The 26,646-nt window shown below is 67.1% G+C and carries 21 protein-coding genes; 9 read left to right on the forward strand and 12 right to left on the reverse strand.

The window, feature by feature from the left end; translation table 11 throughout:
- The 5 genes from flhB to ACODSC_RS12190 all read right to left on the reverse strand — a co-directional run bounded on the left by flhB (nt 1) and on the right by ACODSC_RS12190 (nt 5,362).
- On the reverse strand, nt 1-1,077 hold the full coding sequence (gene flhB / locus ACODSC_RS12170; protein WP_488814212.1) for a flagellar biosynthesis protein FlhB: 1,077 nt from the start codon (nt 1,075-1,077) through the stop codon (nt 1-3).
- A complete protein-coding gene (gene fliR, locus ACODSC_RS12175; protein ID WP_488814213.1) occupies nt 1,070-1,843 on the reverse strand; it encodes a flagellar biosynthetic protein FliR in 774 nt (257 codons plus the stop codon). Before fliR ends, flhB begins: the two co-directional genes overlap by 8 nt.
- Nucleotides 1,844-2,107: a flagellar biosynthesis protein FliQ gene (gene fliQ / locus ACODSC_RS12180; RefSeq protein WP_488814214.1), complete on the reverse strand. Its 264-nt coding sequence runs from the start codon at nt 2,105-2,107 to the stop codon at nt 1,844-1,846.
- Between the two features lie 82 nt (nt 2,108-2,189).
- A complete protein-coding gene (locus ACODSC_RS12185; protein WP_488814215.1) occupies nt 2,190-3,836 on the reverse strand; it encodes a response regulator in 1,647 nt (548 codons plus the stop codon).
- A gap of 29 nt (nt 3,837-3,865) precedes the next feature.
- Nucleotides 3,866-5,362, reverse strand: a complete 1,497-nt coding sequence (locus ACODSC_RS12190) for an ATPase domain-containing protein (RefSeq protein WP_488814216.1) — start codon at nt 5,360-5,362, stop codon at nt 3,866-3,868.
- A 309-nt stretch (nt 5,363-5,671) separates the two neighbouring features.
- On the opposite strand from ACODSC_RS12190, the gene folE reads away from it, so the two are divergent.
- The 5 genes from folE (at nt 5,672) to ACODSC_RS12215 (ending at nt 13,517) form a co-directional block, all read left to right on the forward strand.
- Nucleotides 5,672-6,256, forward strand: a complete 585-nt coding sequence (gene folE / locus ACODSC_RS12195; protein WP_488814218.1) for a GTP cyclohydrolase I FolE — start codon at nt 5,672-5,674, stop codon at nt 6,254-6,256.
- A gap of 57 nt (nt 6,257-6,313) precedes the next feature.
- A complete protein-coding gene (locus tag ACODSC_RS12200; RefSeq protein WP_488814219.1) occupies nt 6,314-7,471 on the forward strand; it encodes an acyltransferase family protein in 1,158 nt (385 codons plus the stop codon).
- Nucleotides 7,472-7,475: 4 nt separating this feature from the next.
- Nucleotides 7,476-8,189 (forward strand): sugar transferase, encoded by a 714-nt coding sequence (locus tag ACODSC_RS12205; RefSeq protein WP_488814220.1) that lies wholly within the window; start codon nt 7,476-7,478, stop codon nt 8,187-8,189.
- Between the two features lie 180 nt (nt 8,190-8,369).
- Nucleotides 8,370-10,043 carry an MFS transporter gene (locus ACODSC_RS12210; RefSeq protein WP_488814221.1) on the forward strand — a complete coding sequence of 558 codons (1,674 nt, stop codon included), beginning with the start codon at nt 8,370-8,372 and terminating at the stop codon, nt 10,041-10,043.
- A gap of 93 nt (nt 10,044-10,136) precedes the next feature.
- A complete protein-coding gene (locus ACODSC_RS12215; RefSeq protein WP_488814222.1) occupies nt 10,137-13,517 on the forward strand; it encodes a PAS-domain containing protein in 3,381 nt (1,126 codons plus the stop codon).
- Here ACODSC_RS12215 and ACODSC_RS12220 read toward each other — a convergent pair.
- On the reverse strand, nt 13,514-14,128 hold the full coding sequence (locus tag ACODSC_RS12220) for a response regulator transcription factor (protein ID WP_488814224.1): 615 nt from the start codon (nt 14,126-14,128) through the stop codon (nt 13,514-13,516). The genes ACODSC_RS12215 and ACODSC_RS12220 overlap by 4 nt on opposite strands.
- 164 nt (nt 14,129-14,292) lie before the next feature.
- On the opposite strand from ACODSC_RS12220, the gene ACODSC_RS12225 reads away from it, so the two are divergent.
- The 4 genes from ACODSC_RS12225 to ACODSC_RS12240 all read left to right on the forward strand — a co-directional run bounded on the left by ACODSC_RS12225 (nt 14,293) and on the right by ACODSC_RS12240 (nt 19,182).
- Nucleotides 14,293-15,639 carry a DcaP family trimeric outer membrane transporter gene (locus ACODSC_RS12225; RefSeq protein WP_488814225.1) on the forward strand — a complete coding sequence of 449 codons (1,347 nt, stop codon included), beginning with the start codon at nt 14,293-14,295 and terminating at the stop codon, nt 15,637-15,639.
- 12 nt (nt 15,640-15,651) lie between these two features.
- A complete protein-coding gene (acs, locus tag ACODSC_RS12230) occupies nt 15,652-17,598 on the forward strand; it encodes an acetate--CoA ligase (RefSeq protein WP_488814226.1) in 1,947 nt (648 codons plus the stop codon).
- Between the two features lie 46 nt (nt 17,599-17,644).
- Entirely contained in the window at nt 17,645-18,637 is a 993-nt protein-coding gene (locus ACODSC_RS12235; protein WP_488814227.1) for a bile acid:sodium symporter family protein, read from the forward strand.
- A gap of 125 nt (nt 18,638-18,762) precedes the next feature.
- Nucleotides 18,763-19,182, forward strand: coding sequence for a hypothetical protein (locus tag ACODSC_RS12240; RefSeq protein ID WP_488814228.1), 420 nt, complete (start codon nt 18,763-18,765; stop codon nt 19,180-19,182).
- Between the two features lie 70 nt (nt 19,183-19,252).
- On the opposite strand, the gene ACODSC_RS12245 is transcribed toward ACODSC_RS12240, so the two are convergent.
- The 6 genes from ACODSC_RS12245 to ACODSC_RS12270 all read right to left on the reverse strand — a co-directional run bounded on the left by ACODSC_RS12245 (nt 19,253) and on the right by ACODSC_RS12270 (nt 26,348).
- Nucleotides 19,253-20,164 carry a hypothetical protein gene (locus tag ACODSC_RS12245; protein ID WP_488814229.1) on the reverse strand — a complete coding sequence of 304 codons (912 nt, stop codon included), beginning with the start codon at nt 20,162-20,164 and terminating at the stop codon, nt 19,253-19,255.
- A gap of 31 nt (nt 20,165-20,195) precedes the next feature.
- Entirely contained in the window at nt 20,196-22,895 is a 2,700-nt protein-coding gene (locus ACODSC_RS12250) for a fimbria/pilus outer membrane usher protein (RefSeq protein ID WP_488814230.1), read from the reverse strand.
- Complete coding sequence (locus tag ACODSC_RS12255) at nt 22,892-23,749, reverse strand: fimbrial biogenesis chaperone (protein ID WP_488814231.1); 858 nt, start codon at nt 23,747-23,749, stop codon at nt 22,892-22,894. Before ACODSC_RS12255 ends, ACODSC_RS12250 begins: the two co-directional genes overlap by 4 nt.
- Nucleotides 23,750-23,930: 181 nt before the next feature.
- Nucleotides 23,931-24,662 carry a hypothetical protein gene (locus ACODSC_RS12260; RefSeq protein ID WP_426024583.1) on the reverse strand — a complete coding sequence of 244 codons (732 nt, stop codon included), beginning with the start codon at nt 24,660-24,662 and terminating at the stop codon, nt 23,931-23,933.
- 74 nt (nt 24,663-24,736) lie between these two features.
- Nucleotides 24,737-25,516: a hypothetical protein gene (locus ACODSC_RS12265; protein ID WP_488814233.1), complete on the reverse strand. Its 780-nt coding sequence runs from the start codon at nt 25,514-25,516 to the stop codon at nt 24,737-24,739.
- Nucleotides 25,517-25,772: 256 nt separating this feature from the next.
- The gene (locus ACODSC_RS12270) at nt 25,773-26,348 is read right to left on the reverse strand and encodes a hypothetical protein (RefSeq protein ID WP_488814235.1); all 576 of its coding nucleotides are present in this window, start codon (nt 26,346-26,348) and stop codon (nt 25,773-25,775) included.
- Nucleotides 26,349-26,646: the final 298 nt, after the last annotated feature.

Below are 26,646 nucleotides of genomic sequence, written 5' to 3' on the forward strand. Positions count from 1 at the left end.
TTACCGGCGCTTGCGCGACTGGAAGACGAAGCCGATGATCTTGGCGGCGGCGTCGAAATGCTCGCGCGGAATGACCTCGTCCACCTCGACGGTGGCGTACAGGGCGCGCGCCAGCGGCACGTTCTCGATGATCGGCACCCCGTGTTCGGTCGCCACCTCCCGGATGCGCAGCGCCAGCGCATCAACCCCCTTGGCCACGCAGATCGGCGCTCCGTCGCCCTGATCGGGCTCATAGCGAAGCGCGACCGAATAGTGGGTCGGGTTGGTGACGATCACGGTCGCATTGGGCACGTTCGCCATCATCCGCTGGCGGCTGCGCTGCATGCGGATCTGCTTCAGCTTGGCCTTGACGTGCGGGTCGCCCTCGGACTGTTTGTAGTCTTCCTTCAGCTCTTCCTTCGTCATCCGCATCCGCTTGGCGAAGCGCATCTTCTGCCAGATGAAGTCGGCCCCGGCCGTGGCCCCCAGCAGGATGATCGAGGCGGCGAACAGCGCGATCGCCATGTCGCGCGCCAGCGGCAGGATCGCCAGCGGGCTGATCGCCACCATGTTCTCGAACTCGCGCACATGCGGCTTCAGCACCATCCAGCAGACCACGCAGACGGCGACCAGCTTCAGCAGCGTCTTGACGAACTGTGCCAGGCCGTCGGGGCCGAAGATGCGCTTGAACCCCTGAAGCGGGCTGACCGCCGACCATTTCGGCTTCAGCTTCTCGCCCGTGAAGATCAGGCCGGACTGGATCAGATTGCCCCCCGCCCCGCCCAGGATGGTCGCCAGCATCACCGCCCCCAGGAAGGGGGCGATGGCCCAGACCGCGCGGGCCATGATCTGGTTGCCGGCGCCGGAGTTCAGCACCCCCAGCATCTCGTGCGGGGCGGCGATGAAGGGCAGCATCTGTTCGGCGATGGACGAGGCGAACCAGCCGCCGGTCGTCAGGATCACCGCCGCCGCCCCCGCCAGCGACAACACCTGGGCGACGTCCGGCGACTTGGCGACGTCGCCCTTCTTTCGGGCGTCCTCAAGCTTTCGCGGAGTCGCCTCTTCGGTTTTCGACTCGGGATCCGCGCCTTCAGCCATTCGGGCCTCCGAACACGAAATACTCCGCCAGGCGGCGGTAGCGGTCGATGAAGATGGTCCCCAGCGCACCCAGGCTGAGCGCGAAGATCGACAGACCCAGGATGACGCTCAACGGCGCGGCGGCGAAATAGACCTGGAAGGACGGCATGACCCGCGCCACCAGTCCCGAGGCCAGGTTGAAGATCAGGGCGAAGACCAGCACCGGCGCGGACAACTGCACCCCCAGCATGAAGCTGTCGCCCAGGGTCCGCACCGCCATCTGGCTGAAGTCGGCCATCATCAGCGGCTGGGCCGGCGCGATCAGCTTGTAGGACCCCACCATGCCGGCGATGAACAGGTGGTGGGTGTCGGTGGCGAACAGCAACGTCACCCCCAGCAACGTCAGGAAGGCGGCGATCGTCGTGCCCGGCTGGGCCTGCATCGGGTTGGCGGTCTGGGCGAAGCTGAGCGTCGTCTGCAGCGAGACGATCTCGCCGGCCGTCGACAGGGCCGTCATGAACATCCGCAGCAACAGGCCGATCATCAGGCCGACCACCACCTCGCGGATGATCCATCCCACCATCAGCCCCAGGCTGTCGGGCAGGGCCGGCAGGGCGGCACGCACCACGGGCCACAGCGCCAGGCTGATGACCAGGGCCAGCGACAGCCGCACGCGCGGCGGCACATAGGCCTCGCCGAAGCCGGGGATCAGCATCAGGATCGCCGCGATCCGGGCGAAGATCAGCCCCCCGGCCCAGACCTGATCGGCGGTGGCGTAAGCCTCCACCTACATTCCCGCGATGCGGGCCGCGATCTGACGCATGAAGCCGCCCAGCAGAGACCCCATCAGCGGCAGGAACAGCAGCAGGGACACGAAGATGGCGATGATCTTGGGCGCATAGATCAGGGTCTGTTCCTGGATCTGCGTCAGGGCCTGAAACAGGCCGATCACCACGCCGACCACCAGCCCCACCAGCAGCACCGGCAGGCACAGCTGGATCGTCAGCCAGATGGCGTCGCGCCCTATATCCAGAACTTCCGCGCCGTTCATCGGCCCACGCTCCCGCAAATCACTGGGCAGAAAATGCCGGGAGGATGGTTAACAGGCCGCTAACCACCGGCACCGAAGCGAATCAGGCGGCCGCCAGGGTCCGCGACAGCTTGCGCGCCAGTTCGGCCTGGGTGAACGGCTTGCGCACGATCAGGTCCTCGCCCACGTCCGTTAGCGCCTCGGCGTCGGCGTATCCGGTGGCGAACAGAATCGGCGCGTCGGGACGGCGCACCTTCAGTTCGCGCGCCAGTTCGCCGCCGTTCATGCCCGGCATGGCGAAGTCCAGCACCACGGCGTCGATCTTGGCGTGCCGCTCCAGCGTCTCCAGCGCCGCGCCGCCGCTGTCCGCCTCGATGACGTCATAGCCCAGGTCGCTCAGAAAGCCCGCCGTGACGTTGCGCACCGCCTCGTCGTCATCGACGACCAGCACGACCAGACCCGCGTCGCGCGCCGCGAACAGTTCGCCGCTGGGCTCGCGCTCCAGCGTCGGCGTCGCCTTAGCGCGCGGCAGGAAGATGCGGATCGTGGTGCCTCGACCCACCTGGGTGTCGATGCTGACGCCGCCGCCCGACTGTTTGGCCAGGCCGAACACCTGGCTCAGACCCAGGCCCGACCCCTTGCCGACCTCCTTGGTGGTGAAGAAGGGCTCGAACGCCCGCGACAACACCTCCTCGGTCATGCCCGAGCCCGTGTCGCTGACCGACACCACCACATAGTCGCCGGCCGGAAGATCCTCGCGCTGCCGGGGCGCCCGGATCGAGGCGTTCTCCGTGCTGATGGTCAGCGACCCGCCGACGTCCATGGCGTCGCGCGCATTGATGGCCAGGTTCAGGATCACCAGTTCGATCTGGGTCGGGTCGATCATGGCCGGCCACAGGTCGGACGCCAGGTGCGGGGGTTCGATTTGCACGCTGCCGCCGATGGCGCTCTGCAACATGTCGCCCATGCTTCGCACCGTCTCGTTCAGATCCACGGCGCGCGGCTCCAGCTTCTGCCGACGCGAGAAGGCCAGCATCTGGGCCGTCAGCCGCGCCCCCCTTTGCGAGGCCTCACGCATCATGTCCAACCGCCTAAGGACCTTCGGGTCGCTCTCGTTCTTCCTCAACTGATCGACATTGCCCAGCACCACGGTCAGCAGATTGTTGAAGTCGTGGGCCACCCCGCTGGTCAGCTGACCGACGGCCTCCAGCCGCTGCGCCTGCCTCAGGGCGATTTCGGCCTTCTCTCGCTCGGCGATCTGCGCGGCCAGCTCGCGATTGGCCGCTTCCAGCTGGGCGGTGCGTTCGACGACCCGGCGTTCCAGCAGGCTTTCCGCGCGCTGGATCTCCGCGATCCGCTCTCGCGCCTCATACTGGCGCTTGCGGCCTCTCAGCGCCGTATCGACCGCGCTGACCAGGGTGGTCGGATGAAAGGGCCGCTCCAGAAAGCTGACGTTGCCCAGGGTGACCGACAGCCGGCGCGCCATCGGGTTGCGTTCGACGCTGCCGCCGCGCCGGTTCAGCACCAGGAACGGAAAGTCCGACCACGACGGCTGGGCCTCGATCCAGGCCGACAGGGGGGCGAGGTCGCCATAGGTCAACGCCTCCTCCACGATCACCGCCAGTCCCGCCCCCTCGGCCAGGCGTTCGAGCAGGCTGTCCAGGGCGTCGCACACCAGGGCGGCTGTTCCCGCCTCCTTCAGGATGGCGGCGGCCACGGCGGCGTCGCGCCCCGCAGGCGCCAGGATCAAGGCGCGTTCCGATAACTCTCCACCGCGGCTCATGCAGAGGGGTCGCCCATCAGGCCCGCGCCATGACCGACGAAGTTGGGCACTCCGCGCAGCACGCCCTGAAAGCCGACAAGCGGATCGCCGAAGACGAGGCCGTCAGGACCCACGTCAAACTCGCGGATGGTCTTCTCATGGCCGCCGGCGCGCTTTTTGATGACGGACACGGCCCGGCGGACATTCCCTGCCGCCTCGAAATAGCGCAGCAGGATCACCGTATCGGCCAGATAGGTGACATCGACCGGCGCCTTCATGTCGCCGACCAGTCCATGCTGGGCCACCGTCAGATAGGTCGAGGCGCCCTGGCGGTTCAGATACTGCAGCAGCTCATGGATGTGCAGCACCAGGAACTGCTCCTGCGGCATGGCCGCCTGATAGCCGTTCAGACTGTCGATCACGACGGTCTTAATGTCCTGTTCCGAAACGCAGTGACGAACGCGGGCCGCGAACTCGCCAGGCGACAGCTCTGCGGCGTCCACCTGTTCGACGATCAGGGCGCCGTCGTCCTGCATGGCCTCCAGATCGATGCCGATCTGGCGCATCCGGTCGAACAGCAACCCCAGCTCCTCGTCGAAGATGAACAGGGCGGCCTTCTCGCCGCGCCGGATCGCCGCCACCGCGAAGTTGACCGCGAACAACGACTTGCCCGTGCCCGCCGGCCCCAGGATCAGGGCGCTGGACCCGCGCGCGATGCCGCCGCCCAACAGGGCGTCCAGCGCTGGAACTCCGCTCGACATCGGCTCGCGCTTGAACCGGGTGCGATGTTCGGACGCGACGATGCGGGGATAGACCTCCAGCCCGCCGGTCTTGATGGTGAAGTCGTGGTATCCGCCGCGGAATCGACGCCCGCGATATTTCATCACCCGCACGCGCCGGCGTTCGGCCCCGTATTCGGGCGCCAGCTCCTGCAATTGGATGACGCCGTGCGTCACGCTGTGGACTGTCTTGTCGTTGGCGTCGGTGGTCAGATCGTCCAGCAGCAGCACCGTCACGCCGCGCTTGGCGAAATAGTGCTTTAGCGCCAGCACCTGACGGCGATAGCGCAGCGACCCCTGGGCCAGCAGGCGGATTTCCGAAAGGCTGTCGATCACCACCCGCTGCGGCTGCAGGCGTTCGACCGCCTCCAGGATCATCCGGCTAGTCTCGCCCAGCTCCAGATCCGACGAATAGAGCAGGCTCTGCTGCTGCTGTTCGTCCAGCAGGCTCTCCGGCGGCACCAGTTCGAAAAGGTTGATGCCTTCAAGCGACCAACCGTGCGATCTCGCCGTCGCCCGCAGCTCTTCCTCGGTTTCGGACAAGGTGATGTACAGCGTCGTCTCGCCGGCCGCCGCGCCCGTCATCAGAAAGCGCATCGCGGCCGTCGTCTTGCCGGTGCCCGGATTGCCTTCCAGCAGGAACAGGCGATCGCGCTCCAACCCTCCGGCCAGGATGTTGTCCAGCCCGGCAATCCCGAACGCGGCCTCATTGTCCTTGGTCTCGACGTCCGTCATAAGGCCCTCTCTGCCCTTCCAGCTGAGCCGTAACGCGCGGAAATGGATAAGGTTACAGGCCCGACGCGGCGCAGATTCTTTTCACGGACCGCGGGTCGAATGCTCCGACCCGCCCTCGCCGTCTTGCATTCCACCGCCTGCGTCCCAATCTCCGATCCGGTCCAGAGGGGGCGTGTGGATCGGCCGATTTCAGACGATCTGCACTATTCAGACTCTCTTTTTCGCCGACAGGGTCTGAATACGGCGCCGCTTCGTAAATGGCGGGAGAAGCCCTCCCATTCCTTGAACCGCCCCGCTATGTAGGCCGCCATGACCGACGCCCCCGCATCCAAGATTTCCCAGGCCGACGCCGAAGCCGCCGTCCGCACCCTGATCGAATGGGCGGGGGACAACCCCGACCGCGAAGGTCTGCTGGAGACGCCGGCCCGGGTCGCGCGCAGCTATCGCGAACTGTTCTCCGGCTATGAGGTCGATCCCCTCTCCTATCTGGAGAAGACCTTCGAGGAGACGGGCGGCTACGACCAGCTGGTGGTGCTCAAGGACATCCGTTTCGTCAGCTTCTGCGAGCACCACATGCTGCCGGTCGTGGGCAAGGCCCACGTCGCCTATCTGCCGACTGACCGCGTCGTCGGCATCTCCAAACTGGCCCGCGTGGTGCGCGGCTTCGCGCGGCGCCTGCAGATCCAGGAGAAGATGACCTCCGAGATCGCCGAGGCCATCCAGACCGTGCTGCGCCCCCACGGCGTCGGCGTGGTCATCGAGGCCGAGCACAGCTGCATGACCCTGCGCGGCGTCAATGCGCCGGGCGCCAGCCTGTCGACCAGCCACCTGATCGGCGTGGTCCGTGACGACCCCCGCACCCGCGAGGAATTCCTGCGCCTCGTCCGGGGCTGATTTCGCCGCATTCCCGGCCCGCCTCTTGCGACCCGAAGGTCATAGGAGGCGTTTTCGATGCCGTGGAGCCTGTTTTCGACCCGGAATGAGACAGCCCAGATCGCGCGAGGCGGCTGGCTGGATGCGCTGCGTTTCATCGTGGCCTTCCTCATCATCCTGCATCACTTCCAGGCGGCGGGCCCTGCGCCGCTGGCGGACGTGCTCAATCCGATCTTCGAGCGCGGCGGCTTCCTGCTGACCAACTTCTTCCTGATCGACAGCGGCTATGTGCTGATGCGGGTTTATGGCGCGGCGGTGGACAAGGGCCGGATGTCGCCAGGCGACTTCTTCCTGAAGCGGTTCCTGCGCGTCGTCCCCGCCCACCTGATCATGGGCCTGTCGCTGGTGGGCCTGGTCCTGCTGGCCACCGCCGCCGGCGCCCCGCCCCGCAATCCCGAATGGTTCGCCTGGGACCAACTGCCGGCGCAGCTGCTGCTGTTGCAATCCTATGGCGTTCACGGCGGCCTGGGCTGGAACGCCCCGACCTGGTCGATCTCGGCCCTGATCGGCTGCTATCTGGCCTTCCCCTGGATCATTCGCGGCCTGATGCGGCTGGGCCCCTGGTCCGCCCTGGCGCTGGGCGTGGGCGTCTATCTGGCCGCCAACCAGCTGTGCTGGTGGATCGTCGACTATCCCGTCTATCAGATGCCGATGGGCTTCGGCATCGTGCGCGCCCTGCCGCTGTTCTTCCTGGGCATGTGCCTGGCCTGGTTCGCCCAGAAGGTCTGGATCGCCCCGCGTCTGGCCGGCTGGGCCGGCGTGATCGCCGCCGCCGGCTTCTTCGCCCTCGAGCTTCACGACAAGCATGCTCTGATCGCCCTGACATTGATCTCCGTCGTCATCCTGGCCGCCGGCGCCGTGCCCGTTCGCAAGCCCTCCAAACTGGTGGAGACGGCGGCCATGGTCTCCTTCTCCATGTTCATCACCAATGAGGTGGTCCGCATCGCCTGGTTCGGCGTGGTCAATGTGCTGGCCGCCAAGTTCGCCCTGTCGACAGCCGCCCAGTGGAGCCTGTGGGGTATGGGCGTGATGGCGGCCGTCGCCTTCGCCTTCGCCTTCCACTTCGCCATCGACAATCCGATGCAGACACGGATCCGCGCCTGGCTGAAGCGTCGTAGCGCGCGGCGCGGCGTCGGCCAGCCCGCGCTGGGCCCCGTCATTTCCATCGACGGCTGAACCCATGATGGACAAGGCCGAGATGTTCGACAGCCTGCCCCGTCCCTACCTCCCGCGCGCGCCGGGACTGTGGCCGATGATGGACGGATCGGCCCGCGCCTGGTCACCAGCGTTTCGCCGCGGACGCGGCTCGGCGGCCTGCAAGCGCGCGGCGGACCTGCTCCTCGCCGGCGCGGCCCTGGTGCTGCTGGCGCCGGTCCTGGTCCTGATCGCCCTGGCGATCGTGATCGAGAGCCCGGGCCCCGTGCTGTTCCGGCAGCGCCGCACCGGCCGCAGCGGTCAGGTCTTCACCATCCTGAAGTTCCGCAGCATGACGGTGGCCGAAGACGGCGACGCCGTCGTTCACGCCGTCCTGGGCGACCGCCGCGTGACCCGCGTCGGCGCCGTCATTCGGGCCGCCAGCCTAGACGAACTGCCGCAGCTGATGAACGTGATCCGGGGCGACATGTCTTTGGTCGGCCCCCGGCCGCACGCCCTGGTCCACGACCTGCATTATGGCGCGCTTCTGCCCCGCTATGTCGAGCGGTTCGCCGTGAGGCCAGGCCTCACCGGCGTGGCCCAGACGCTGGGTTTGCGCGGCGAGATCCGGCGCCTGGACTGCATGGCGCGACGTGTCGAGGCCGACCTGGCCTACGCCGCCGGCTGGTCCTTCCGCGACGACCTGAAGATCATGTGGCGCACCGTGCCGGTGCTGCTGAGCCGCATCAACGCCTACTGATCCGCGCTCTGCGCGGCCTTGAGGACCGCCGATCCTCGACCCCAAGGCCGCCTTGGCGACCGACGATCCTCGACCAAAGTCGCTCTCTCCAGCCGCGCCTCCCTGCGCCAATGTCGCCGTCCACGTGTCCGATAGGGACGCGCAGAACGGCCGACAACGGCGACTTGGGAGGAAATGAATATGGCGAGCGACGCACCAATTGCGTCCGGGGGGAAGGAACACACCGTCGATCGCAGCGATCGTCTGGTCATCCTCGCCTCATCGGTCGGCACCGTCATCGAGTGGTACGACTTCTATCTTTACGGATCGCTGGCGGCGATCATCACGGTCCAGTTCTTCTCGGGCGTGAACGAGACCACGGGCTACATCTTCGCCCTGATGGCGTTCGCGGCCGGCTTTGCTGTGCGGCCCTTCGGCGCCATCGTCTTCGGTCGGCTGGGCGACCTTTGGGGACGCAAGAACACCTTCCTGGTGACCATGCTTCTGATGGGGCTTTCGACCTTCGTCGTCGGCCTGCTGCCGCCCTATGCGGTCATCGGCATCGCAGCGCCGATCATCCTGGTGCTGATGCGCCTGATCCAGGGCCTGGCCCTGGGCGGCGAATACGGCGGCGCCGCCACCTACGTCGCCGAGCACGCCCCGCAGGGCAAGCGCGGCTTCTACACCTCCTTCATCCAGATCACGGCCACGGCCGGCCTGGTCCTCAGCCTTGCGGTCATCCTGGGCGTCCGCTTCGCGGTCGGCGAGGAAGCCTTCGCCGCCTGGGGCTGGCGCATTCCGTTCCTAGTCTCGATCCTGCTGCTGGGCGTGTCCCTCTGGATCCGCCTGAAGCTGGCCGAAAGCCCGTCGTTCAACCGCATGAAGGCCGAGGGCAAGGGCTCCAAGACCCCGCTGAAGGACAGCTTCGGCAAATGGCCGAACCTGAAACTGGTCCTGATCGCCCTGGTCGGCCTGACCGCTGGCCAGGCCGTCATCTGGTACACCGGCCAGTTCTACGCCCTGTTCTTCCTGGAGCGGGTGCTGCGGGTGGATGCGACCCTGGTCTATGTCCTTCTGGCCATCGCCCTTCTGGCGGCCTCGCCCTTCTTCGTCTTCTGGGGCTGGCTGTCGGACAAGGTGGGCAGAAAACCGATCATCCTGGCCGGCTGCCTGATCGCCGCCCTGACCTATTTCCCGCTGTTCAACGCCCTGACGCAGGCCGCCAATCCGCGCCTGGCCGCCGCCGCCGCCTCGGCGCCGGTCGTGGTCTACGCCGATCCGGCGGACTGCAACCTTCAGTTCGATCCGGTCGGCAAGACGGTGTTCAACCACTCCTGCGACCTGGCCAAGTCCTATCTGGCCAAGGCGGGCGTGACCTACACCAACGTCGCGGCGCCTGCCGGGACGGTGGCCGAGGTTCGTATCGGCGACCAGTCGGTGATCCACAGCTTCCGAGGCGAGGCCATGGTCCCGGCCGACTTCGCCGCCCAGAAGAAGACCTGGGACGCCGGTCTGGGCGAAGCCCTGGCCGCCGCCGGCTATCCCGCCAAGGCGGACAGCGCCCTGGTCAACAAGCCGATGGTGGTGCTGATCCTGTTCATCCTCGGGTTCTATGTGACTATGGTCTACGGGCCGATCGCCGCCGCCCTGGTGGAGATGTTCCCGACCAATATCCGCTACACCTCCATGTCGCTGCCCTATCACATCGGCAACGGCTGGTTCGGCGGCTTCCTGCCCACCACGGCCTTCGCCATGGTGGCGGCGACCGGCAACATCTACTTCGGCCTCTGGTATCCGATCGTCGTGGCGCTGGCGACGGTCGTGCTGGGCTTCCTGCTGGTCAAGGAAGGCAAGGACGTCGATCTGAACGCCTGATCCTGCTTTCAGGCGTGAATGAGGGGGCGGGCCGTTTTCGAACGGCCCGCCCTTTCGCTTGTGAAACCTTCACCGTCCGGGTCTGATGCGGCCATGTTCATCCTGCTGATCTTCGGCCTGGTCGTCGCCTATATGGCGGTGCTGTTCGCCGTGGCCTGGCATCAGGAACGGCCTTCGGTACGCAGCCGGGGCGGCGGCCTGGGACCGTCGATCTACGCCCTGTCCCTGGCGATCTACTGCACGTCCTGGACCTACTACGGCGCGGTCGGCACGGCCGCGCGCGACGGCTGGGAATATCTGCCCATCTATATCGGGCCGGTCATCGGCCTGACGGTCATGTTCCCCCTGTGGCGGCGCATCGCCGCCGCCGCCCGGCGCGAGAACGTCGGCTCCATCGCCGACTTCGTGGCCTCTCGCTACGGCAAGAGCCAGACGCTGGGCGCGGCGGTGACGATCCTGGCCATCCTGGGATCGCTGCCCTACATCGCCCTTCAGCTGAAATCCCTGTCCATGGCCGGCGAACTGCTGACCCGGGGGACGGTGGCGGCGGGGTCGGAGCGCCTGACGGTCCTGGCCCTGGCGGCGGTGCTGGCGGGCTTCGCCATTCTGTTCGGCGCCCGCCGTCCCGATCTGACCGAGCACAATCGCGGCCTGATCCAGGCCATCGGTCTGGAATCCATCGTCAAGCTGGGCGCGCTGGTCTTCGTGGCCGTCTTCGCCCTGTTTCTTCTGTTCGACGACGGCGCGCCGACCCGGATCGTCGACGGGCTCGGCGCCCTGGCCGCGCCGCCGCAGATCACCTCGCGCTTCACCGCCATCACCCTGGTGGCGACCCTGGCGATCTTCTGCCTGCCGCGGCAGTTCCACGTCGCCTTCGTCGAGGGCGCGGCCCCGTCGGACGTGAAGCGGGCGCGCTGGATCTTTCCCCTCTATCTGCTGCTGACCAGTCTGGCGATCGTGCCGCTAGTGGCGGCCGGCGCCCTGTTCGCCCCGGCGGTGAACCCGGACCTGCTGGTCCTGGCCCTGCCCTTTGGAAGAGGCGAGGCGACCCTGACCGCCATCGTCTTCGTCGGCGGCTTCTCGGCCGCCACCGCGATGGTCATCGTCGAGGCCGTGGCCCTGTCGGCCATGGTGTCCAACAGCCTGATCCTGCCGTTCCTGGCGCGGGATCGCTGGCGTGCGCGCGGCGACGCCTCGAACATGGCGGGGACCATCCTGCAGGTGCGGCGCGTCGCCATCGTCGCCATCCTGCTGCTGGCCTGGCTATATTACCAGGCGATGGACCAGTCGCGGGGGCTGGCGGCCATGGGGCTGGTGTCCTTCGCGGCCATGGCCCAGCTGGCCCCGGCGCTGTTCGGCGCCGTGCTGTGGCGAGGCGGGCACGCTCATGGCGCGCTGGCCGGGCTGCTGGTCGGCGGCGGCGTCTGGGTCGTCATGCTGGCCCTGCCCCAGCTGGTGCCGGACGCGCCCTGGCATCTTCACGTCATGATGGGCATCCGCGATCCGTTGGCGCTGGGCGTCTTCGTCAGCCTGTCGCTGAACCTGGCCGCCTATGTGGGTGTGTCGCGCTTCGCCCAGCCGCGCCTGATCGACCGGGTCCAGGCGCGCGCCTTCGTGGACCGGCTGGGGCCGGACTGGCTGGAGATCGGCTCGCCGCCGTCCGGCGCCTCGGTCGGAGACCTGCGCGCCCTGGTCGCCCGCTTCATCGGCGACGAGCGCGCCGAGCGCGCCTTCGCCGCTTGGTCCCGAGAGGCCGATCGCCGACTGCGCGACGCCGACCCGGCGGACGCGGCCCTGGCCCGGGCGGCGGAGCGGATGCTGGCGGGCGCCATCGGCGCGGCCTCGGCCCGGCGAGTCATCGCGGCAGCCCTGGCCGGCGTCGGTCGCGCGCCGGAGGATGTCGTGCGGATGCTGGACGAGGCGTCCCAGGCCGTCCAGTTCAACCGCGACCTGCTGCAGACCACGCTGGACAACATCGACCAGGGCGTGATCGTGGTCGACGACGACCTGCGCGTCACGGCCTGGAACCGGCGCTATGTCGCCATGTTCGACCTGCCCGTCGGTTTCGTCCACGTCGGCCTGCCCATCGCCAACATCTATCGCCTGAACGCCGAACGCGGCGAAAGCCCCGACGACATCGAGGCCTGGGTCGAGCGGCGGCTGGAGGCGCTGAGCCGCCGCATCCCGCACGATCACGAACGCCAGCAGCCTGACGGCCGGGTGCTGCGCTCATCCGGCGCGCCCATTCCCGGCGGCGGCTATGCGACCAGCTATACCGACATCACCGCCTTGCGACGCGCCGCGCGCGAGCTGGAGGAGGCCAACGAACGGCTGGAGGCCCGTGTCGCGGACCGCACCGCCCGACTGGACGAGGCCCGCCGCGTCGCCGAGGAAGCCACCGCCTCCAAGAGCCGCTTTCTGGCCGCCGCCAGCCACGACCTGCTGCAACCCCTGCACGCGGCGCGGCTGTTCATCGCCGCCCTGAAGGAGGAGCCCGCCGTTTCCGGCCCCGACGCCGACCCGACCAGCCGCACCCTGGCCGTCAACGCCGACCGGGCCATCGACAGCGCCCACCGCCTGCTGACCGCCCTGCTGAACCTGTCGAAGCTGGAGGCGGGCGGGGTGCGGACCAATGTGACGCGACTGTCGCTGGGCGGCCTGTTCGACGAGCTTCGGCGCGAGTTCGGGCCGGTGGCCCAGGCCAAGGGCCTGCGGTTGAAGATCGCGCCGACGCGACTGTGGGCGGCGTCGGACCGGGACCTGCTGCGCTCGATGCTACAGAACCTTCTGGCCAACGCCATTCGCTACACCGACACGGGCCGTGTCGTGGTGGGCGCCCGGCCGCATGGCGACACCGTGCGTCTGTTCGTCAGCGACACCGGGCGAGGCATAGCCGACGCCGACCACGAGACCGTCTTCGGCGAGTTCGTGCGCCTGCCGGGCGCGCCGGTGGACGAGCCGGGCGCGGGTCTGGGCTTGGCCATCGTTCGCCGACTGTCGGCCCTGCTGGATCATCCGCTCGAACTCAGCTCGCGCGTCGGACGCGGCGCGACCTTCCGCATCATCGCGCCCCGGACCGCGCCCGAGCCGGTGATCGAGGTCGCGCCGGTGCGCGAGCCGCGTCTGCCGCTGGCCGGTCTGCGCGTCCTGTGCGTGGACAATGAGCCGGTGATACTGGACGCGCTGAACGCCTTGCTGACCCGCTGGGGCGCCAGGCCGACCCTGGCGGCCGGGGTCGAAGCCGCCAAGGCGGCGGAGGGTCCGTTTGACGCCGCCGTGGTCGATCTTCACCTGGGCGATGGGCCCGAAGGCTTCGACGTCATCGACTGGTTGAGGCCGCGCGGCGTGCGCCGCATCGCCCTGGTGACGGCCGACACCCGCGACGGCCTGAAGGAACAGGCCTCTGCGGCGGGCGCCGTGCTGCTGCCCAAACCTCTGAAGCCGGCGACGCTGAAGGCCTTCCTGTCGAGCTAGGCGGGGTCCATCTGCGTGGCCAGGATCACCGCCTGGGTTCGGTTCTGAACGCCCAGCTTGCGAAAGACGCTGGTCAGGTGCGCCTTGATGGTCGCCTCCGACACGCCCAACTCGAAGGCAATCTGCTTGTTCAGCCGACCGGCTTTCAGCCCCTCCAGGATCCGCAGTTGCGACGGCGTCAGACTGGCGACGCGACCGGCCACGTCGTCGTCCTCGTCCGCGTCCGGCACGTCCGGCGCCCAGCCGTCCCCGGCCAGGATGGCGGCGATGGCCTCGATCATCTGCGGCAGGGACGAGGACTTGGGAATGAAACCGGCCGCGCCCAGGCCCAGCGCATGGCGCACCACCGCCGCCTCCTCGCTGGCCGAGACGACGGCGACCGGCACGGTCGGCTGTTCGGCGCGCACGGCGGCCAGGCCGGCCAGGCCTTCGACGTCCGACAGCTTCAGGTCCAGCAGCAAGAGGTCCGTCGATCCCGCCTGCATCGCGGAGCGGGCCTCGGCCAGGCTGGCGCATTCCACGACGGCCGCGCCCGGCGCCGCCTTGGCGACGGCGGACCGCAGCGCGGCCCGAAACAGCGGATGGTCGTCGGCGATGACGATGCGATCCATGGCGTCCTTCCCGTGCGTGGCGTCTGTTTCGGCCACGTCACGCGACATCATGGCCCGGTTCGACTTTGGTCGAAATTAGACCAATGGCCAATGGCCAGCGTCGGTGGGAGGCGGAAAGGTTTTCGAAGGGACGCTCGCGTTAGACGGGCGCGGGAGGATTCATCATGATCAAGACAAGTCTAATGGCGGGAGCCGCCGCCGTCGCGCTGCTGGCGTCGCCCAGCATCGCCTCGGCCCAGGACCAGGCCGCGCTCGAGGCGCGCATCGCCCAGCTCGAAGCTCAGCTGAACGCGCTGAAGTCCGAGGTCGTCGCGGCCCGGACCCAGCAGGCCGCGCAGCAGGACATCATCCGCCTGGAAACCCGCCCGGCCGCCCCGGCGCCGGTCCAGCAGGCCGCCGCCCCCGTGCCCAGCGACGGCTTCCGCATCGGCGACCACACGGTCAAGTTCGGCGGCTTCGTCAAGGTGGACGCCTCGGTCTCGAACTATTCCGGCGGCGATCCCGCGAACGGCGACGCCCTGCGTGAATTCCACATCCCCGGCTCCATCCCCATCGGCGGCGCCGACGAGGATACGGCGACCGACTTCAACGCCCGTCAGACCCGGTTCTGGCTGACCACCGACGGCGTGGTCGGCGGCCACAAGATCGGCACCCGGCTGGAAATGGATTTCCAGACCCTGCCCGGCGCCGGCGATCAGCGCACGACCAGCCCGGCCAATCCGGCCCTGCGCCGCGCCTTCGTCACCATCGACAACTGGCTGATCGGCCAGGAATGGACGAACTTCCAGAACACCGCCGTCCTGCCCGAATCCGCCGACTTCATCGGCGCGGCGGAAGGCACCGTCTTCGTCCGCCAGGCCCAGGTCCGCTACACGCGCGGCCCCCTTTCGATCTCGGTCGAGAACCCCGAGACGACCGTCAGCCCGTTCGGCGGCGGCGCTCGCGTGATCGCCGACGACAACAGCCTGCCCGACGTCACCGCCCGCTACGCCATGACGCGGCCGTGGGGCGACCTGCAGTTCGCCGGCCTGCTGCGTCAGCTGAAATACCAGAACCCGGCGACCGACATCGATTCCACCGCGACCGGCTGGGGCTTGTCGGCCTCGACCAAGATCAAGGTCGGGTCCAAGGACGACATCCGCCTGATGCTGACCGGCGGCGAGGGCATCGGCCGCTACGTCGGGCTGAACTTCTCCAACGACGCGGTGCTGGACGCCTCGGGAGAGCTGGACTCGATCGGCCTGGTCGCCGGCTTCGCCGCCTATCGCCACGTCTGGGCGCCCGGCTGGCGCTCCAGCCTGATCTGGTCGGCCCAGAAGGTGGACAACGACACCGGTTTCACCGGCCTGACGGTCAACCGTTCCGCCCAGAGCATCCATGCGAATTTGATCTGGTCGCCGGTTACTGCGTTTGATGTGGGGGCCGAGCTTATGTTCGCTGATCGCGAGATCGAGACCGGCGCCAGCGGCGACATGACCCGTCTGATCCTGTTCGCCAAATACGGATTCTGATTTCCCCAGGAGATGTCTCGCGTGCCTGATCCCGACCTCTATCCCGTCCCTGCCGACTGGTCCGCCAAGGCCCATATGAACCGGGAGACCTATGAGGCGGCGCGGATCGCGGCGCGCGAGACGCCCGACGCCTTCTGGGCCGAACAGGCCAGGCGTCTGGACTGGATCACCCCGCCGACCAGGATCAAGGACGTCTCGTTCGACAAGGAAGACTTCCGCATTCGCTGGTTCGAGGACGGCGTTCTGAACGTCTCCGTCGAGTGCATCGACCGCCACCTGCCCCACCGCAAGGACGAGGTCGCCATCATCTGGGAAGGCGACGATCCCGCCGACAGCCGCCACATCACCTTCGGCGAACTGCATGCCGAGGTCTGCCGCATGGCCAATGTGCTGAAGGCGCATGGGGCCAAGAAGGGCGACCGGATCACGCTCTATCTGCCCATGATCCCCGAGGCGGCCTACGCCATGCTGGCCTGCGCCCGCATCGGGGCCATCCACTCCGTCGTCTTCGGCGGCTTCTCGCCCGACAGCCTGTGCGGCCGGATCGAGGACTGCGGGTCCAACTTGGTCATCACCGCAGACGAAGGTCTGCGCGGCGGCAAACATGTGCCGCTGAAGGCCAATGTGGACGAGGCCCTGACCAAGGTGGAGGTCGACACCGTCCTGGTCGTGCGCCGCACCGACCGCGATGTGCCGATGATCGAGGGCCGCGACTTCGACTATGGGCTGGAGGCCGTGAAGGTCGGCGCCGACTGCCCGCCCGAGCCGATGAACGCCGAGGATCCGCTGTTCATCCTCTACACCTCGGGTTCGACCGGAAAGCCCAAGGGCGTGCTGCACACCACGGGCGGCTATCTGTTCTGGGCCGCCTGGACGCACGAGATCGTCTTCGACTATCGCCCCGGCGAGGTCTTCTGGTGCACCGCCGACGTGGGTTGGGTCACTGGCCATTCGTACATGGTCTATGGGCCGCTCGCGAATGCGGCGACGACCCTGATGTTCGAGGGGGTGCCCAACTATCCCGACGCCGGCCGGTTCTGGCAGGTGGTGGACAAGCACAAGGTGGAGATCTTCTACACGGCCCCCACGGCCCTGCGCGCCCTGATGCGCGAAGGCGATGCGCCGGTCAAAGCCTCATCGCGGGCCTCACTGCGTCTCTTGGGCACGGTGGGCGAGCCGATCAATCCCGAGGCCTGGCGCTGGTATCACGAGGTGGTCGGCGACGGTCGTTGCCCCATCGTGGACACCTGGTGGCAGACCGAAACGGGCGGCCATCTGATCACCCCCCTGCCCGGCGCCACGGACCTGAAGCCCGGATCGGCGACCCTGCCCCTGCCGGGCGTCGAGCTTGAGATCGTGGACGCCGAGGGTCAGCCCCTGGAGGGCGCCGCGTCCGGCAATCTGTGCATCACCGACAGTTGGCCGGGCCAGATGCGCACCGTCTATGGCGACGACCAGCGGTTCTTCGACACCTATTTCTCGACCTATCCGGGCCGTTACTTCACTGGCGACGGCTGCCGCCGCGACGCGGACGGCTACTACTGGATCACCGGCCGGGTGGACGACGTCATCAATGTGTCGGGCCACCGGATGGGCACGGCCGAAGTCGAGAGCGCCCTGGTCCTGCATGACGACGTCGCCGAGGCGGCGGTCGTCGGTTACCCCCACGACATCAAGGGCCAGGGCATCTACGCCTATGTCACCCTGAACAAGGGGGTCGAGGCGACCGAGGAGCTGCGCAAGGCCCTGGTCGCCCACGTCCGCCACGAGATCGGCCCCATCGCCGCGCCCGACGTGATCCAGTGGGCGCCGGGCCTGCCCAAGACCCGCTCGGGCAAGATCATGCGTCGCATCCTGCGCAAGATCGCCGAGAACGAGATCGGCGCCCTGGGCGACACCTCGACCCTGGCCGATCCCTCCGTCGTGGACGACTTGGTCGAGAACCGCGCCGGGGCCTGACCACCCGAGGGTTTGAAGCGAAGCGGCGAACGCGTATCTGTGCGCGATGCGTCGCCTCCTGTCCCGCCTGCCGATCGACGGCTATCTTCTGGCCCTGATCGGCATGGTGGTGCTGGCGGCGCTGCTGCCCGCCAGCGGACAGGCCGCCGTGGTCATGGACTGGGTGGTCAAGGCGGCCATCGCCCTGCTGTTCTTCCTGTATGGCGCGCGGATGTCGCCGGCGGCCATCGGCGCGGGCCTGCTGCACTGGCGGCTTCAGGGCACGGTCTTCCTGTCGACCTTCCTGCTGTTTCCGCTGCTGGGGCTTTGCCTCGTCTTCCTGATGCGCGGCTCGCTTCAGCCCGATCTGCTGACCGGGATGCTCTATCTGTGCCTGTTGCCGTCCACGGTGCAGTCCTCCATCGCCTTCACCTCCATCGCCGGAGGCAATGTCGCGGGCGCCCTGACCAGCGCCAGCCTGTCGAATCTGCTGGGCGTGATCGTGACGCCGCTTCTGGTCGCCCTGACGATCGGCGGCGCAAATGGCGGCATCCATCTGCAATCCATCCTCGACATCGGCCTGCAGATCCTGGCCCCGTTCGCCGTGGGCCAGCTGTGTCGCCCGCTGCTCAAGGGCTGGCTCGCCCGCCACGCCAAACTGACCGGCCTGGTGGACCGCGGCTCCATCCTGCTGATCGTCTACGCCGCCTTCAGCGAGGGCGTCGTCGCCGGCGTCTGGTCCCAGGTCGCGCCGGCGGACCTGGCCAAGGTCATCGGCCTGAACATCGTCCTGCTGGCCATAGTGCTGAGCCTGACCCTGGCTGCGGGTCGTCTGCTCCGGTTCGACCGCCCCGACCGGATCGTCATCCTGTTCTGCGGCTCCAAGAAGAGCATGGCCACCGGCATCCCCATGGCCGGCATCCTGTTCGCCGGTCACGGGGTGCCGCTGATCGTCCTGCCGATCATGCTGTTCCACCAGATCCAGCTGTTCGCCTGCACCGTGATCGCCCAGCGCTACGCCCGAGAGAATGCAGCGCGTCCGGTCGAGCCGCCGACCTGAGCGCCGACCGCGCCTCCGGTAAGAAAACGCTCATTATGCTTTAGGCCGCGTTAGGCCTGTTCGCTCGCCGGACCTTAACAGGCGCGGGCCTAGGGTTCCTCTGCAATGTGCAGATCGGAACCGCTATGACCCAAGGTATCCTACGCGCTCTCGCCGCCGCCACGCTCGGCCTCGGCCTGTTCGCCGCCGCGCCGGCCATGGCCGGATCGACCGCGGGCGGCACCTATCGCCTGCGCGCCACCGTTCCCGTCGCCTGCTGGGTGAAGCCGACCTCGACCGTGATGGCTGAAAGCGGCCGCTCCGGCGAGGTGGTCGAGGCCTGCAACAGCCCCGGCGGCTTCACCGTCTCGGCCCAGTACCGCCCCCTGTCGCCGACCGAAAAGGCGACGATGTTCTATGGCGACCGGACGTTCGATCTGGACAAGTCCGGCGGCCAGGTGCTGCGACGCTCCAGCATCGCCACCATCCGCTCGGTTTCTTACCGCTTCAACGAAGTCGAACTGGAGCAGCCGCTGATCCTGGCGCTGACGATCCAGCCGATCTGACGGCGGCGACCACAACTCAGGTTCAATAGAGGCGGGGGCGCGCAGCGTCCCCGCCTCTATCAATTCCGCTTCAGAGTGCGGCGACCGTGAAGGTCAGGATGTCCGAATAGTCGCCCGCGCGTTTGCCCGTCGTGCTGCCGACGCTGATCGTCAACGGATAGTCGTCCAGCCGGGCGCGGCGCGACACCACGTCCAGCCGTCCGCCGCGCGTCAGGTCCATGTCGCGATCGCCCAGCGCCAGACCATAGGGCACATACCAGTCGCTGGCGCCCTGGCGCAGACGGCCACGGTTTTGCGAGGCGACCGAGACGCTATAGCCGGCGGTGCTCAGCACATAGAGGGTGGTGCGCAGTTGGCGAACGCCCTGCTTCAACTCGCCCAGATCGATGGTGGGCGTCCCCCCGCTGCGACGAAACTCGCCCTTCAGGCCCATGACCGCTGCGGACGGCACCTCGATGCTGAGCGTGACCGGCTTTTCCGCCAGCGGTCGGCCGTCCGTGGTTTCCAGATTGATGAAGGCGTTCTGCGAATACAGGCCCGCCGACAGCGTCTCGGAGGGTGCGGCGGTGAAGGAAAAGCGCATCAGGCCGCGCTCGCCCGGCGCCAGGTTCAGCGGCCGCACACCGATCCGGCGCGCGCTCTGGCCCGCCCGAGGTGTGACATCCGCCCCGCCGCGTTCATCGACCAGGGCATAGGGCATGCGCTGGGCGCCAGCCTCATGCGACAGGCCGAACTGTTCACCGCGCAACTCGACACGGCTGACGGCGGCGCAAGGCGCGTCGCCTTGGTTGACCACGGCGACATCGAACTCCTGAAGCGCGACATCCTGATCGAACGGGTCGTAGCGCATCAGCCATTGATCGGCGCCGGACTCGACCACCAGACGGCAACCGCTGGTCTGGGCCTGGGTCGGAGCGGCGCCCAGAAAAGTGGCGGTCGCGGCGGCGGCCATGAGCAGCGCGGAAGTACGGATACGGGACATTTCAGCCTCCTTGGCTTCAGTCTTCGGGGCTTCAGGCTTCGGGCACGTCGAGAGGCACGACCACGACCTGAAGGTCTAGCAGACCTTCGTTGTCTGCAGGCACGGTGAATTCGAAGCCAAGGGCGGGCTCAGAGAACAGCTCGACGCGATAGCGCTTGCCAGGCTCCAGATTCTGCACGGCGAACCGGCCGACCGAGTTGGTGAAGAACAGCTCGGGTTCTGCGTTCGGATCGTCGACGGGACGGACGCGACCGGACATCAGGGAGACCGGCCGGTTGGCGTTGCCCACCAGGCGGCCCAAGGCGCTGACGAACTTGGCGCTGCCGACCTGGATGGCGTAGCCGCTCTTGTAGGTAGGGCGAACACGCGCGATGCCGTCGCCGATATTGTAGCCCAGCGGGGCGTTCAGCACGTCGTATCGGACGGACTGATTGACGTAGGCCGTAAGGTTGTTGGCGACCGCGCCGCCCAAGAGTCCGCTGCGGCCGGTGTAACGGCCGCCCTGGAAGCTGTCGCCGACGATGACCGGATGGTCGTCGATGGACTTGTGCGGATAGACGATGGCGAAGCTGTCGTAGATGTTGCGGCCCACGGCGACCTTGCCGCCGGTGGTCGAGATCGACGAACCGACCCGCAAGGTGGTGACCTGCTCCTGGGTGATGTCGGAGAAGTCGTTGCCGAAGGCCGTGTGGCTCAGGCTCGCGTCGAACCGGTTGGCGATATAGTCGAGCTGGCCCGACAGGGTCGAGGGCCCGTCGTCATAGGTTGAAGCCACCGAATAGCCGTAGGAACCCACGCGGTTCTCCGTCGATTGCTGGAAGCGCACGCTGCCGCTATTGCGCGCCGAACTGTAGCGCGCCTCGGCCCGGCGGTCGTAACGGGGCTGCCAGATCAATGCGAAGGTGGCGCCGAAGCCGGCGGACTCGAAGCCGCCGAAGCTGGCGCCGAAGTCCGAATATTCCAGCCCGACCTGGGCGCTCCAGTCGCGGGCGAAGCGGTAGGTGCTGGTGGCGTTGACCGAATAGGAATCGTCGATCACCTCGCTGCGGCTCATCCGGTACGAAGCGCTGACGTTGGCCAGCCAGTCCTGCGAGAATTGGTGCGAATAGCCGCCGGAAAAGATCCAGGACGTCGGGTTCTGCGCTGTGGGATTGCCTATCGTGGCGAAGTCCTCGGAGGTGTAGTCCGCGACCACCGTCCAGCTGTCATAGGTGTCGCCCAGATCGACGATGTGGTCATAGCCGAGCGCGAAGGCGTAGCCGGCGCCGGGATCGCCGTTGCTGGCCGCCGCATCGAGACGAACGCGCGCGCCGTTTCGCAGGATGATCTGGCTCTGGCCCGAGAGGGTCTGGGCGTCTTCCGACGCCTGCAGACCGACGCCAATCGCCGGACGGTTCTCGAACGCCTTGCGCCAGAAGCCGGTGAAGGCGACACGGCCGTCGGAATAGTCGGGCGAGCCGAAGATGCCGTTGTTGATCGCGCCGATGTAGGCCCCGTATTCGTAGTCGCCCGGCTCCAGCTCGATCGCGTCTAGATAGGCGCTGTAGGAGACCGTCTGGGCCCGGCCGGAGTCGTTCTGGATCTCCAGCTGGATGTCGTTCGAGCCGGTTTCGAGCGGCAGGTTGGTCAGGTCGTACTGGCCAGGGTCCAGGCGGAATTCGCGGACGAAGACGCCGTTCCTGAGCACGCGCACAGTGGAGGCTTCCTGCAGCACCAGTTGCCGGCCGCCGGCCAGAACATTGTTGCGGAAAGAATCGAAACGCATGCGCTGGCGCGACACGCCAACGCCGCCAAGCTCGGAAAAGCCCTGGCGACCACGGATCTCGGGTTCCAGGTCGCCCAGGTACCAGCGACGGAAATCCTCGGGCTGATCATAGACGAAGCGGGCGTAGCGCCGCTCGACATTGTATTCGCCGGTGAACAGGTCCTCGCGCCCCTGCACGTCAGCCTCGAACACCAGGCTCTTGTAACGGATGGCGCCGTTCAGGAACACGCTGGGCGTATCCACGTCGCCTGTCGATTCCCGACGCTGGACCGCGATGTTGGCGTTCAGATAGGCGCTGAACGGCTCCGGAGCCTGGCCCGGCTCTTCCGGACTGCCGCCGCGGAACAGCGACTCCACAGACCGTTTGGTCGGGTCGATCCGCAGCACCAGCACAGCCAACTGCTCAGGATCGTAGTCGAGCTGGATCCCGGTGTCGTTGATCTCCTCAGGCGCGAAGGAGCTGACACCTTGCAGATGGGCCGTCAGTTCGGCTTGGGCCTCCGGGGTCAGCAGAGGGTCGATCAACGTCTTGAAGCCGGCGCTGTCGACGATGAAGCGGTCGTCGCGCGTCAGCACGACCGGCAGTTCGCCCAGGACGCGACTGTTGAAGTTCAGCGGCACCGTCATGGGGATGTCGCGGTCGTAGGGATTGATGTCGCGGCGACCGGGTGCGGCCGGCGGCGGCGCAGCAGCCGTTGTCGTCGGCGGGGATGTCGAAGGGGGCGCTGCGGGCGTTGCGGCTGCGGCTTGCACGGTTTCTTGGGCGGCTTGAACCGCGGTGACGGCGGCTTCGGCGGCTTGCAGGCTGGCCCGGTTCAGGGCCGCCGTGACGTCTTCGGCAGTTTGCGCGGCTTCGGCATAGGCTTGGTTCGCGGCCCGCACCGCCGCGATCGCCGCCGAATCCGGCACGCACGCCAGCCCCCAGGCCAATGCGACCGCCGAAACGCCTCCCCCCAGCGTTCTCATCGTCCGAACCGCAACGTCACAGGCTTGGCGGGATCGAGGGCGACGCCGGTCGGCAGTTTGAAGGTCCGCTTGCCCCCACCGGGCGCCAGATATCCGACCCCGACGGTCTTGGAGACCTCGCCGCTTTCATATTCGCGCCGGAAAGGCTGGCCAGACGCATCGGTGCCTTCCAGGATCCAGGTCGCGCCGCTCATCAGGGCGTAACGCTTGCCGGTGTTGGAGACGACGATCTCGACGCCCGGCTCTTCGGGGGGCGGAGGCGCCGCCTGACCGTTCGACAGGCTGGGATCGATCTCGGGCGCCGGCGGACTGACCATGGCCGGAGTGACCGAAACCACCTCGACCTTGGGCTCCGCTCCGGGCGGCGCCACCACGATCAGCGCTTTCATGGTGTAGAGCACCTGCACCGAAACGGCGCCGCCGCTCTCCGGCGTGGCGTTGGGATCGGTGACGACCGGCAACTGCCGGACCCACAGATAGTAGGCGCGCGACGTGTCTATGTTCGGCTCGCCGACCCACTGGACCCGCACGACCTGGCGGCCATTGACCGGCACCAGGCCTTGCGGCGGGAAGACCAGGAAGTCCTCGTCCGCGTCGGTCTCGGTCATATTGCCGTCGGCGTCGATCTCCATCCGGGTGATGCGCGTCTCGAACGGCAGGGCGGCGGAGCCGACGTTGCCGACCTCGATCCGGGCGGCGGAGCCGGCGCCGGTTGTCGTCAGTTCGGACACCATGGGCGACACCCGCATGGCCCATGCCGCGCCAGCGATGGCCAGGACGAGGACCGCGGCGAACAGAACACCGATCGCCATGGCGATAGGCCGTCCCGCGCGGACGCTCAGTGATGACAACATGGTCGTATTTCCCCCGAAGACCGATCTGGCGTCGGCTTGAGAATCCCGTCGCGAGCCGTCGCGCCGGAACCTCTGCAAGCGTCGCGCCAGCTTTCGACAGCATGGCGTAACAATGGTGACCGAAACGAAAACAGGAGGGCGCGAAGCCCCCCTGTCCTCGTCTCTCAAGTCGTTCTGAAGATCAGAAGGCTTGGATGGCGACGGTCAGTTGACCTTCGTAGGCGCCGGCGAGCAGCGACTTCGAGGGGACCGGGATGGCGACGTCGAGCGACATGGCCGACTTCCAGGCGCCGTGGCTGGCGCTGGTGGAGTTGGCGGTGGTCGCCAGGCTGATGTAGTTGCCCTGGCTGGCCGGAGCGGCCGAACCGACGGCGCCGGCGGTGTAGGAGCCGGTGACCGAGTAAGGCAGGTTGGCCTGGAAGACGTTGGAGTCGTAGCCGGCGCCCGAGTTGTTCACCAGGCCGCGGATGTCGTTCTTGGACACGGTGACGGTGTTGGAGGTGTTGCAGCCGGCCAGATTGGTGTCGATCGACACGTTCGCCGGGGCGGTCATGTCAAAAGCGTTGGCCGGGCCGGTGTTGTCCGAGGCGTAGATGCCGATGGTGCCGAAGTCGATCGTGGTCGAGGCGTTGCCCGTGTAATAGGCGCAGTCCGTCGAAACAGCGCCCTTCAGGGTGAAGGTCGCGCCGTCGCTCGTCGAAGCCGTGCCGTTGTTGCCGGCCGAACCGCCTTGGACGGCGAAGGCCGAGAAGCTGTGCCCGGCGTTGGTCGCAGCGCTGTAGTCGGTCGCCTTGATCGAGGCGTAATCGACGCCTGCGTCATTCGTGCGGCTGCCGAACTTGATGGTGTCCGCTTGGGCGGCGGAGGCGATGGCCAGAGCGGCGACGCCGACGAGGAGAGCGTTAAGCTTCACAGTGATGTTTCCTAGGAAGAGAAACGGGCGCCGACAGGATGCCGGCGCCCTTTGGTCTCAAGTCGTTCTGAAGATCAGAAGGCTTGGATGGCGACGGTCAGTTGACCTTCGTAGGCGCCGGCGAGCAGCGACTTCGAGGGGACCGGGATGGCGACGTCGAGCGACATGGCCGACTTCCAGGCGCCGTGGCTGGCGCTGGTGGAGTTGGCGGTGGTCGCCAGGCTGATGTAGTTGCCCTGGCTGGCCGGAGCGGCCGAACCGACGGCGCCGGCGGTGTAGGAGCCGGTGACCGAGTAAGGCAGGTTGGCCTGGAAGACGTTGGAGTCGTAGCCGGCGCCCGAGTTGTTCACCAGGCCGCGGATGTCGTTCTTGGACACGGTGACGGTGTTGGAGGTGTTGCAGCCGGCCAGGTTGGTGTCGATCGACACGTTCGCCGGAGCGGTCATGTCAAAGGCGTTGGCCGGGCCGGTGTTGTCCGAGGCGTAGATGCCGATGGTGCCGAAGTCGATCGTGGTCGAGGCGTTGCCCGTGTAATAGGCGCAGTCCGTCGAAACAGCGCCCTTCAGGGTGAAGGTCGCGCCGTCGTTCGTCGAAGCCGTGCCGTTGTCGCCGGCCGAACCGCCCGAGATCACGATCAGCGAGGTGTTGCTGTTGAGGCCGGGATTCAGCAGGTCAGCAACCAGCACCGCAGCCGTGTTGTTGGTAGTGTTCTGGATAGTCACAGGGCCGATAAACGGCAGATTGATGGTCGTGTTGGTCGTTACCGCGCCTTGATAGACGCTGTCAGCCATGGCCGGAGCGGCGGTCAGAGCCAGCGCAGCAGCGCCGGCCATCAGGGAAGCGAACTTTTTCATTTCAGTCTCTCCAAGCGAATGATTTCGCAAATAAAACTCGATCGAGGCGGCAGTCCCTCCCCGTCCGATCGGTGAGGAGTTAACGCCAGCTTAACAAGAACGTCAACAGTAAAAAACGCCGTTAGGTATGATTTGCATCGGATTCACCTTACGGGCGAGTACTATAGTTTTACTCAATCCAAGCAAAACCGATCCGTCTTCCCCTGACGATTAGTAATACATCCTCAGTGGGGAGATCGAATTCTGTTAAAACCAGTCAGACGCGCGGCGTGACCGTCACCGTCAGGGTTTCCGTATATTGTCCGGCCAAGAGACCTGCGCCGGAAGGCTGTCGCGTGCGGAACTCGATCTTGCCGCCGCCCGCTGCGATGCCGTCGCCGCTGCTGAGCAGTCCGGTATGGTCGCTGCTGCTGAAACTGGCGCGCACCACGCGCGGCTCCGGACGCAGGGTCGGCACAGTCAGGGTCACGTCGTAGGGCAGCACGCCCGAGAACGGCCCCTCGCCCTGCGGCTTGCTGACGTGGGCCAGACCGCCCCGCGCCGAACTGACACCCAGATCGAACGGGACGTTGCAGTCGAGACCGAACAGGGCTGTGGCGTGCTCGCCGCCCGTCAGTTCGCCGAAGTCGATGTCGCCGCCGCCCTGGATTTCGCAGCGCGGAACGATCCGGCCGGTGACGGCGACGGTGAGGGTCTTGCCGACATCAAGATTATTGTCGATCGGCTTGGCCATCGCCGGCGACGCCGCGGCGGCCGCCAGCACAGAGACCGCACCCAGCACGACGCTCAGGCGCCGTGAAACAGGGCCGAAGCCCCCGAACGTGCTTTTCATTTCCCCGACCCCGTTTCCGTCCCTCGACGGTCCGCCGCGTTCGACGGATCGCCCCCTCCTTCCAAGACCCGTGCCATCCCGAATCGAGACGTTCGGGCGCAAGGCAGGTTTTGGTTAACAAAAGGTTAACGACGTCGCTCTACGCCCAAGATTGGAAATAGGCAATGATTTCTGTGAAATCCGGCTGCCTGCCCGTAGGCGAACAGGCCGGAGCGCCCGCCTTTCAGGCCAAGCTTGGAATAGCTTGGCGACTTCGGCGCATAGGAAATCAGCTGCTCGGCTGTGGCCGGACATCCGC

It is taken from the genome of Brevundimonas sp. FG128 (assembly GCF_057809775.1).

What these genes read in the sequence shown, in the direction of transcription:
- flhB (WP_488814212.1), bottom strand. Translation starts at nt 1,077, where the DNA reads ATGGCTGAAGGCGCGGATCCCGAGTCGAAAACCGAAGAGGCGACTCCG.
- fliQ (WP_488814214.1), bottom strand. Translation starts at nt 2,107, where the DNA reads ATGAACGGCGCGGAAGTTCTGGATATAGGGCGCGACGCCATCTGGCTG.
- ACODSC_RS12190 (WP_488814216.1), bottom strand. Translation starts at nt 5,362, where the DNA reads ATGACGGACGTCGAGACCAAGGACAATGAGGCCGCGTTCGGGATTGCC.
- folE (WP_488814218.1), top strand. Translation starts at nt 5,672, where the DNA reads ATGACCGACGCCCCCGCATCCAAGATTTCCCAGGCCGACGCCGAAGCC.
- ACODSC_RS12200 (WP_488814219.1), top strand. Translation starts at nt 6,314, where the DNA reads ATGCCGTGGAGCCTGTTTTCGACCCGGAATGAGACAGCCCAGATCGCG.
- ACODSC_RS12205 (WP_488814220.1), top strand. Translation starts at nt 7,476, where the DNA reads ATGATGGACAAGGCCGAGATGTTCGACAGCCTGCCCCGTCCCTACCTC.
- ACODSC_RS12210 (WP_488814221.1), top strand. Translation starts at nt 8,370, where the DNA reads ATGGCGAGCGACGCACCAATTGCGTCCGGGGGGAAGGAACACACCGTC.
- ACODSC_RS12215 (WP_488814222.1), top strand. Translation starts at nt 10,137, where the DNA reads ATGTTCATCCTGCTGATCTTCGGCCTGGTCGTCGCCTATATGGCGGTG.
- ACODSC_RS12220 (WP_488814224.1), bottom strand. Translation starts at nt 14,128, where the DNA reads ATGGATCGCATCGTCATCGCCGACGACCATCCGCTGTTTCGGGCCGCG.
- ACODSC_RS12225 (WP_488814225.1), top strand. Translation starts at nt 14,293, where the DNA reads ATGATCAAGACAAGTCTAATGGCGGGAGCCGCCGCCGTCGCGCTGCTG.
- acs (WP_488814226.1), top strand. Translation starts at nt 15,652, where the DNA reads ATGTCTCGCGTGCCTGATCCCGACCTCTATCCCGTCCCTGCCGACTGG.
- ACODSC_RS12235 (WP_488814227.1), top strand. Translation starts at nt 17,645, where the DNA reads ATGCGTCGCCTCCTGTCCCGCCTGCCGATCGACGGCTATCTTCTGGCC.
- ACODSC_RS12240 (WP_488814228.1), top strand. Translation starts at nt 18,763, where the DNA reads ATGACCCAAGGTATCCTACGCGCTCTCGCCGCCGCCACGCTCGGCCTC.
- ACODSC_RS12245 (WP_488814229.1), bottom strand. Translation starts at nt 20,164, where the DNA reads ATGTCCCGTATCCGTACTTCCGCGCTGCTCATGGCCGCCGCCGCGACC.
- ACODSC_RS12250 (WP_488814230.1), bottom strand. Translation starts at nt 22,895, where the DNA reads ATGAGAACGCTGGGGGGAGGCGTTTCGGCGGTCGCATTGGCCTGGGGG.
- ACODSC_RS12255 (WP_488814231.1), bottom strand. Translation starts at nt 23,749, where the DNA reads ATGTTGTCATCACTGAGCGTCCGCGCGGGACGGCCTATCGCCATGGCG.
- ACODSC_RS12265 (WP_488814233.1), bottom strand. Translation starts at nt 25,516, where the DNA reads ATGAAAAAGTTCGCTTCCCTGATGGCCGGCGCTGCTGCGCTGGCTCTG.
- ACODSC_RS12270 (WP_488814235.1), bottom strand. Translation starts at nt 26,348, where the DNA reads ATGAAAAGCACGTTCGGGGGCTTCGGCCCTGTTTCACGGCGCCTGAGC.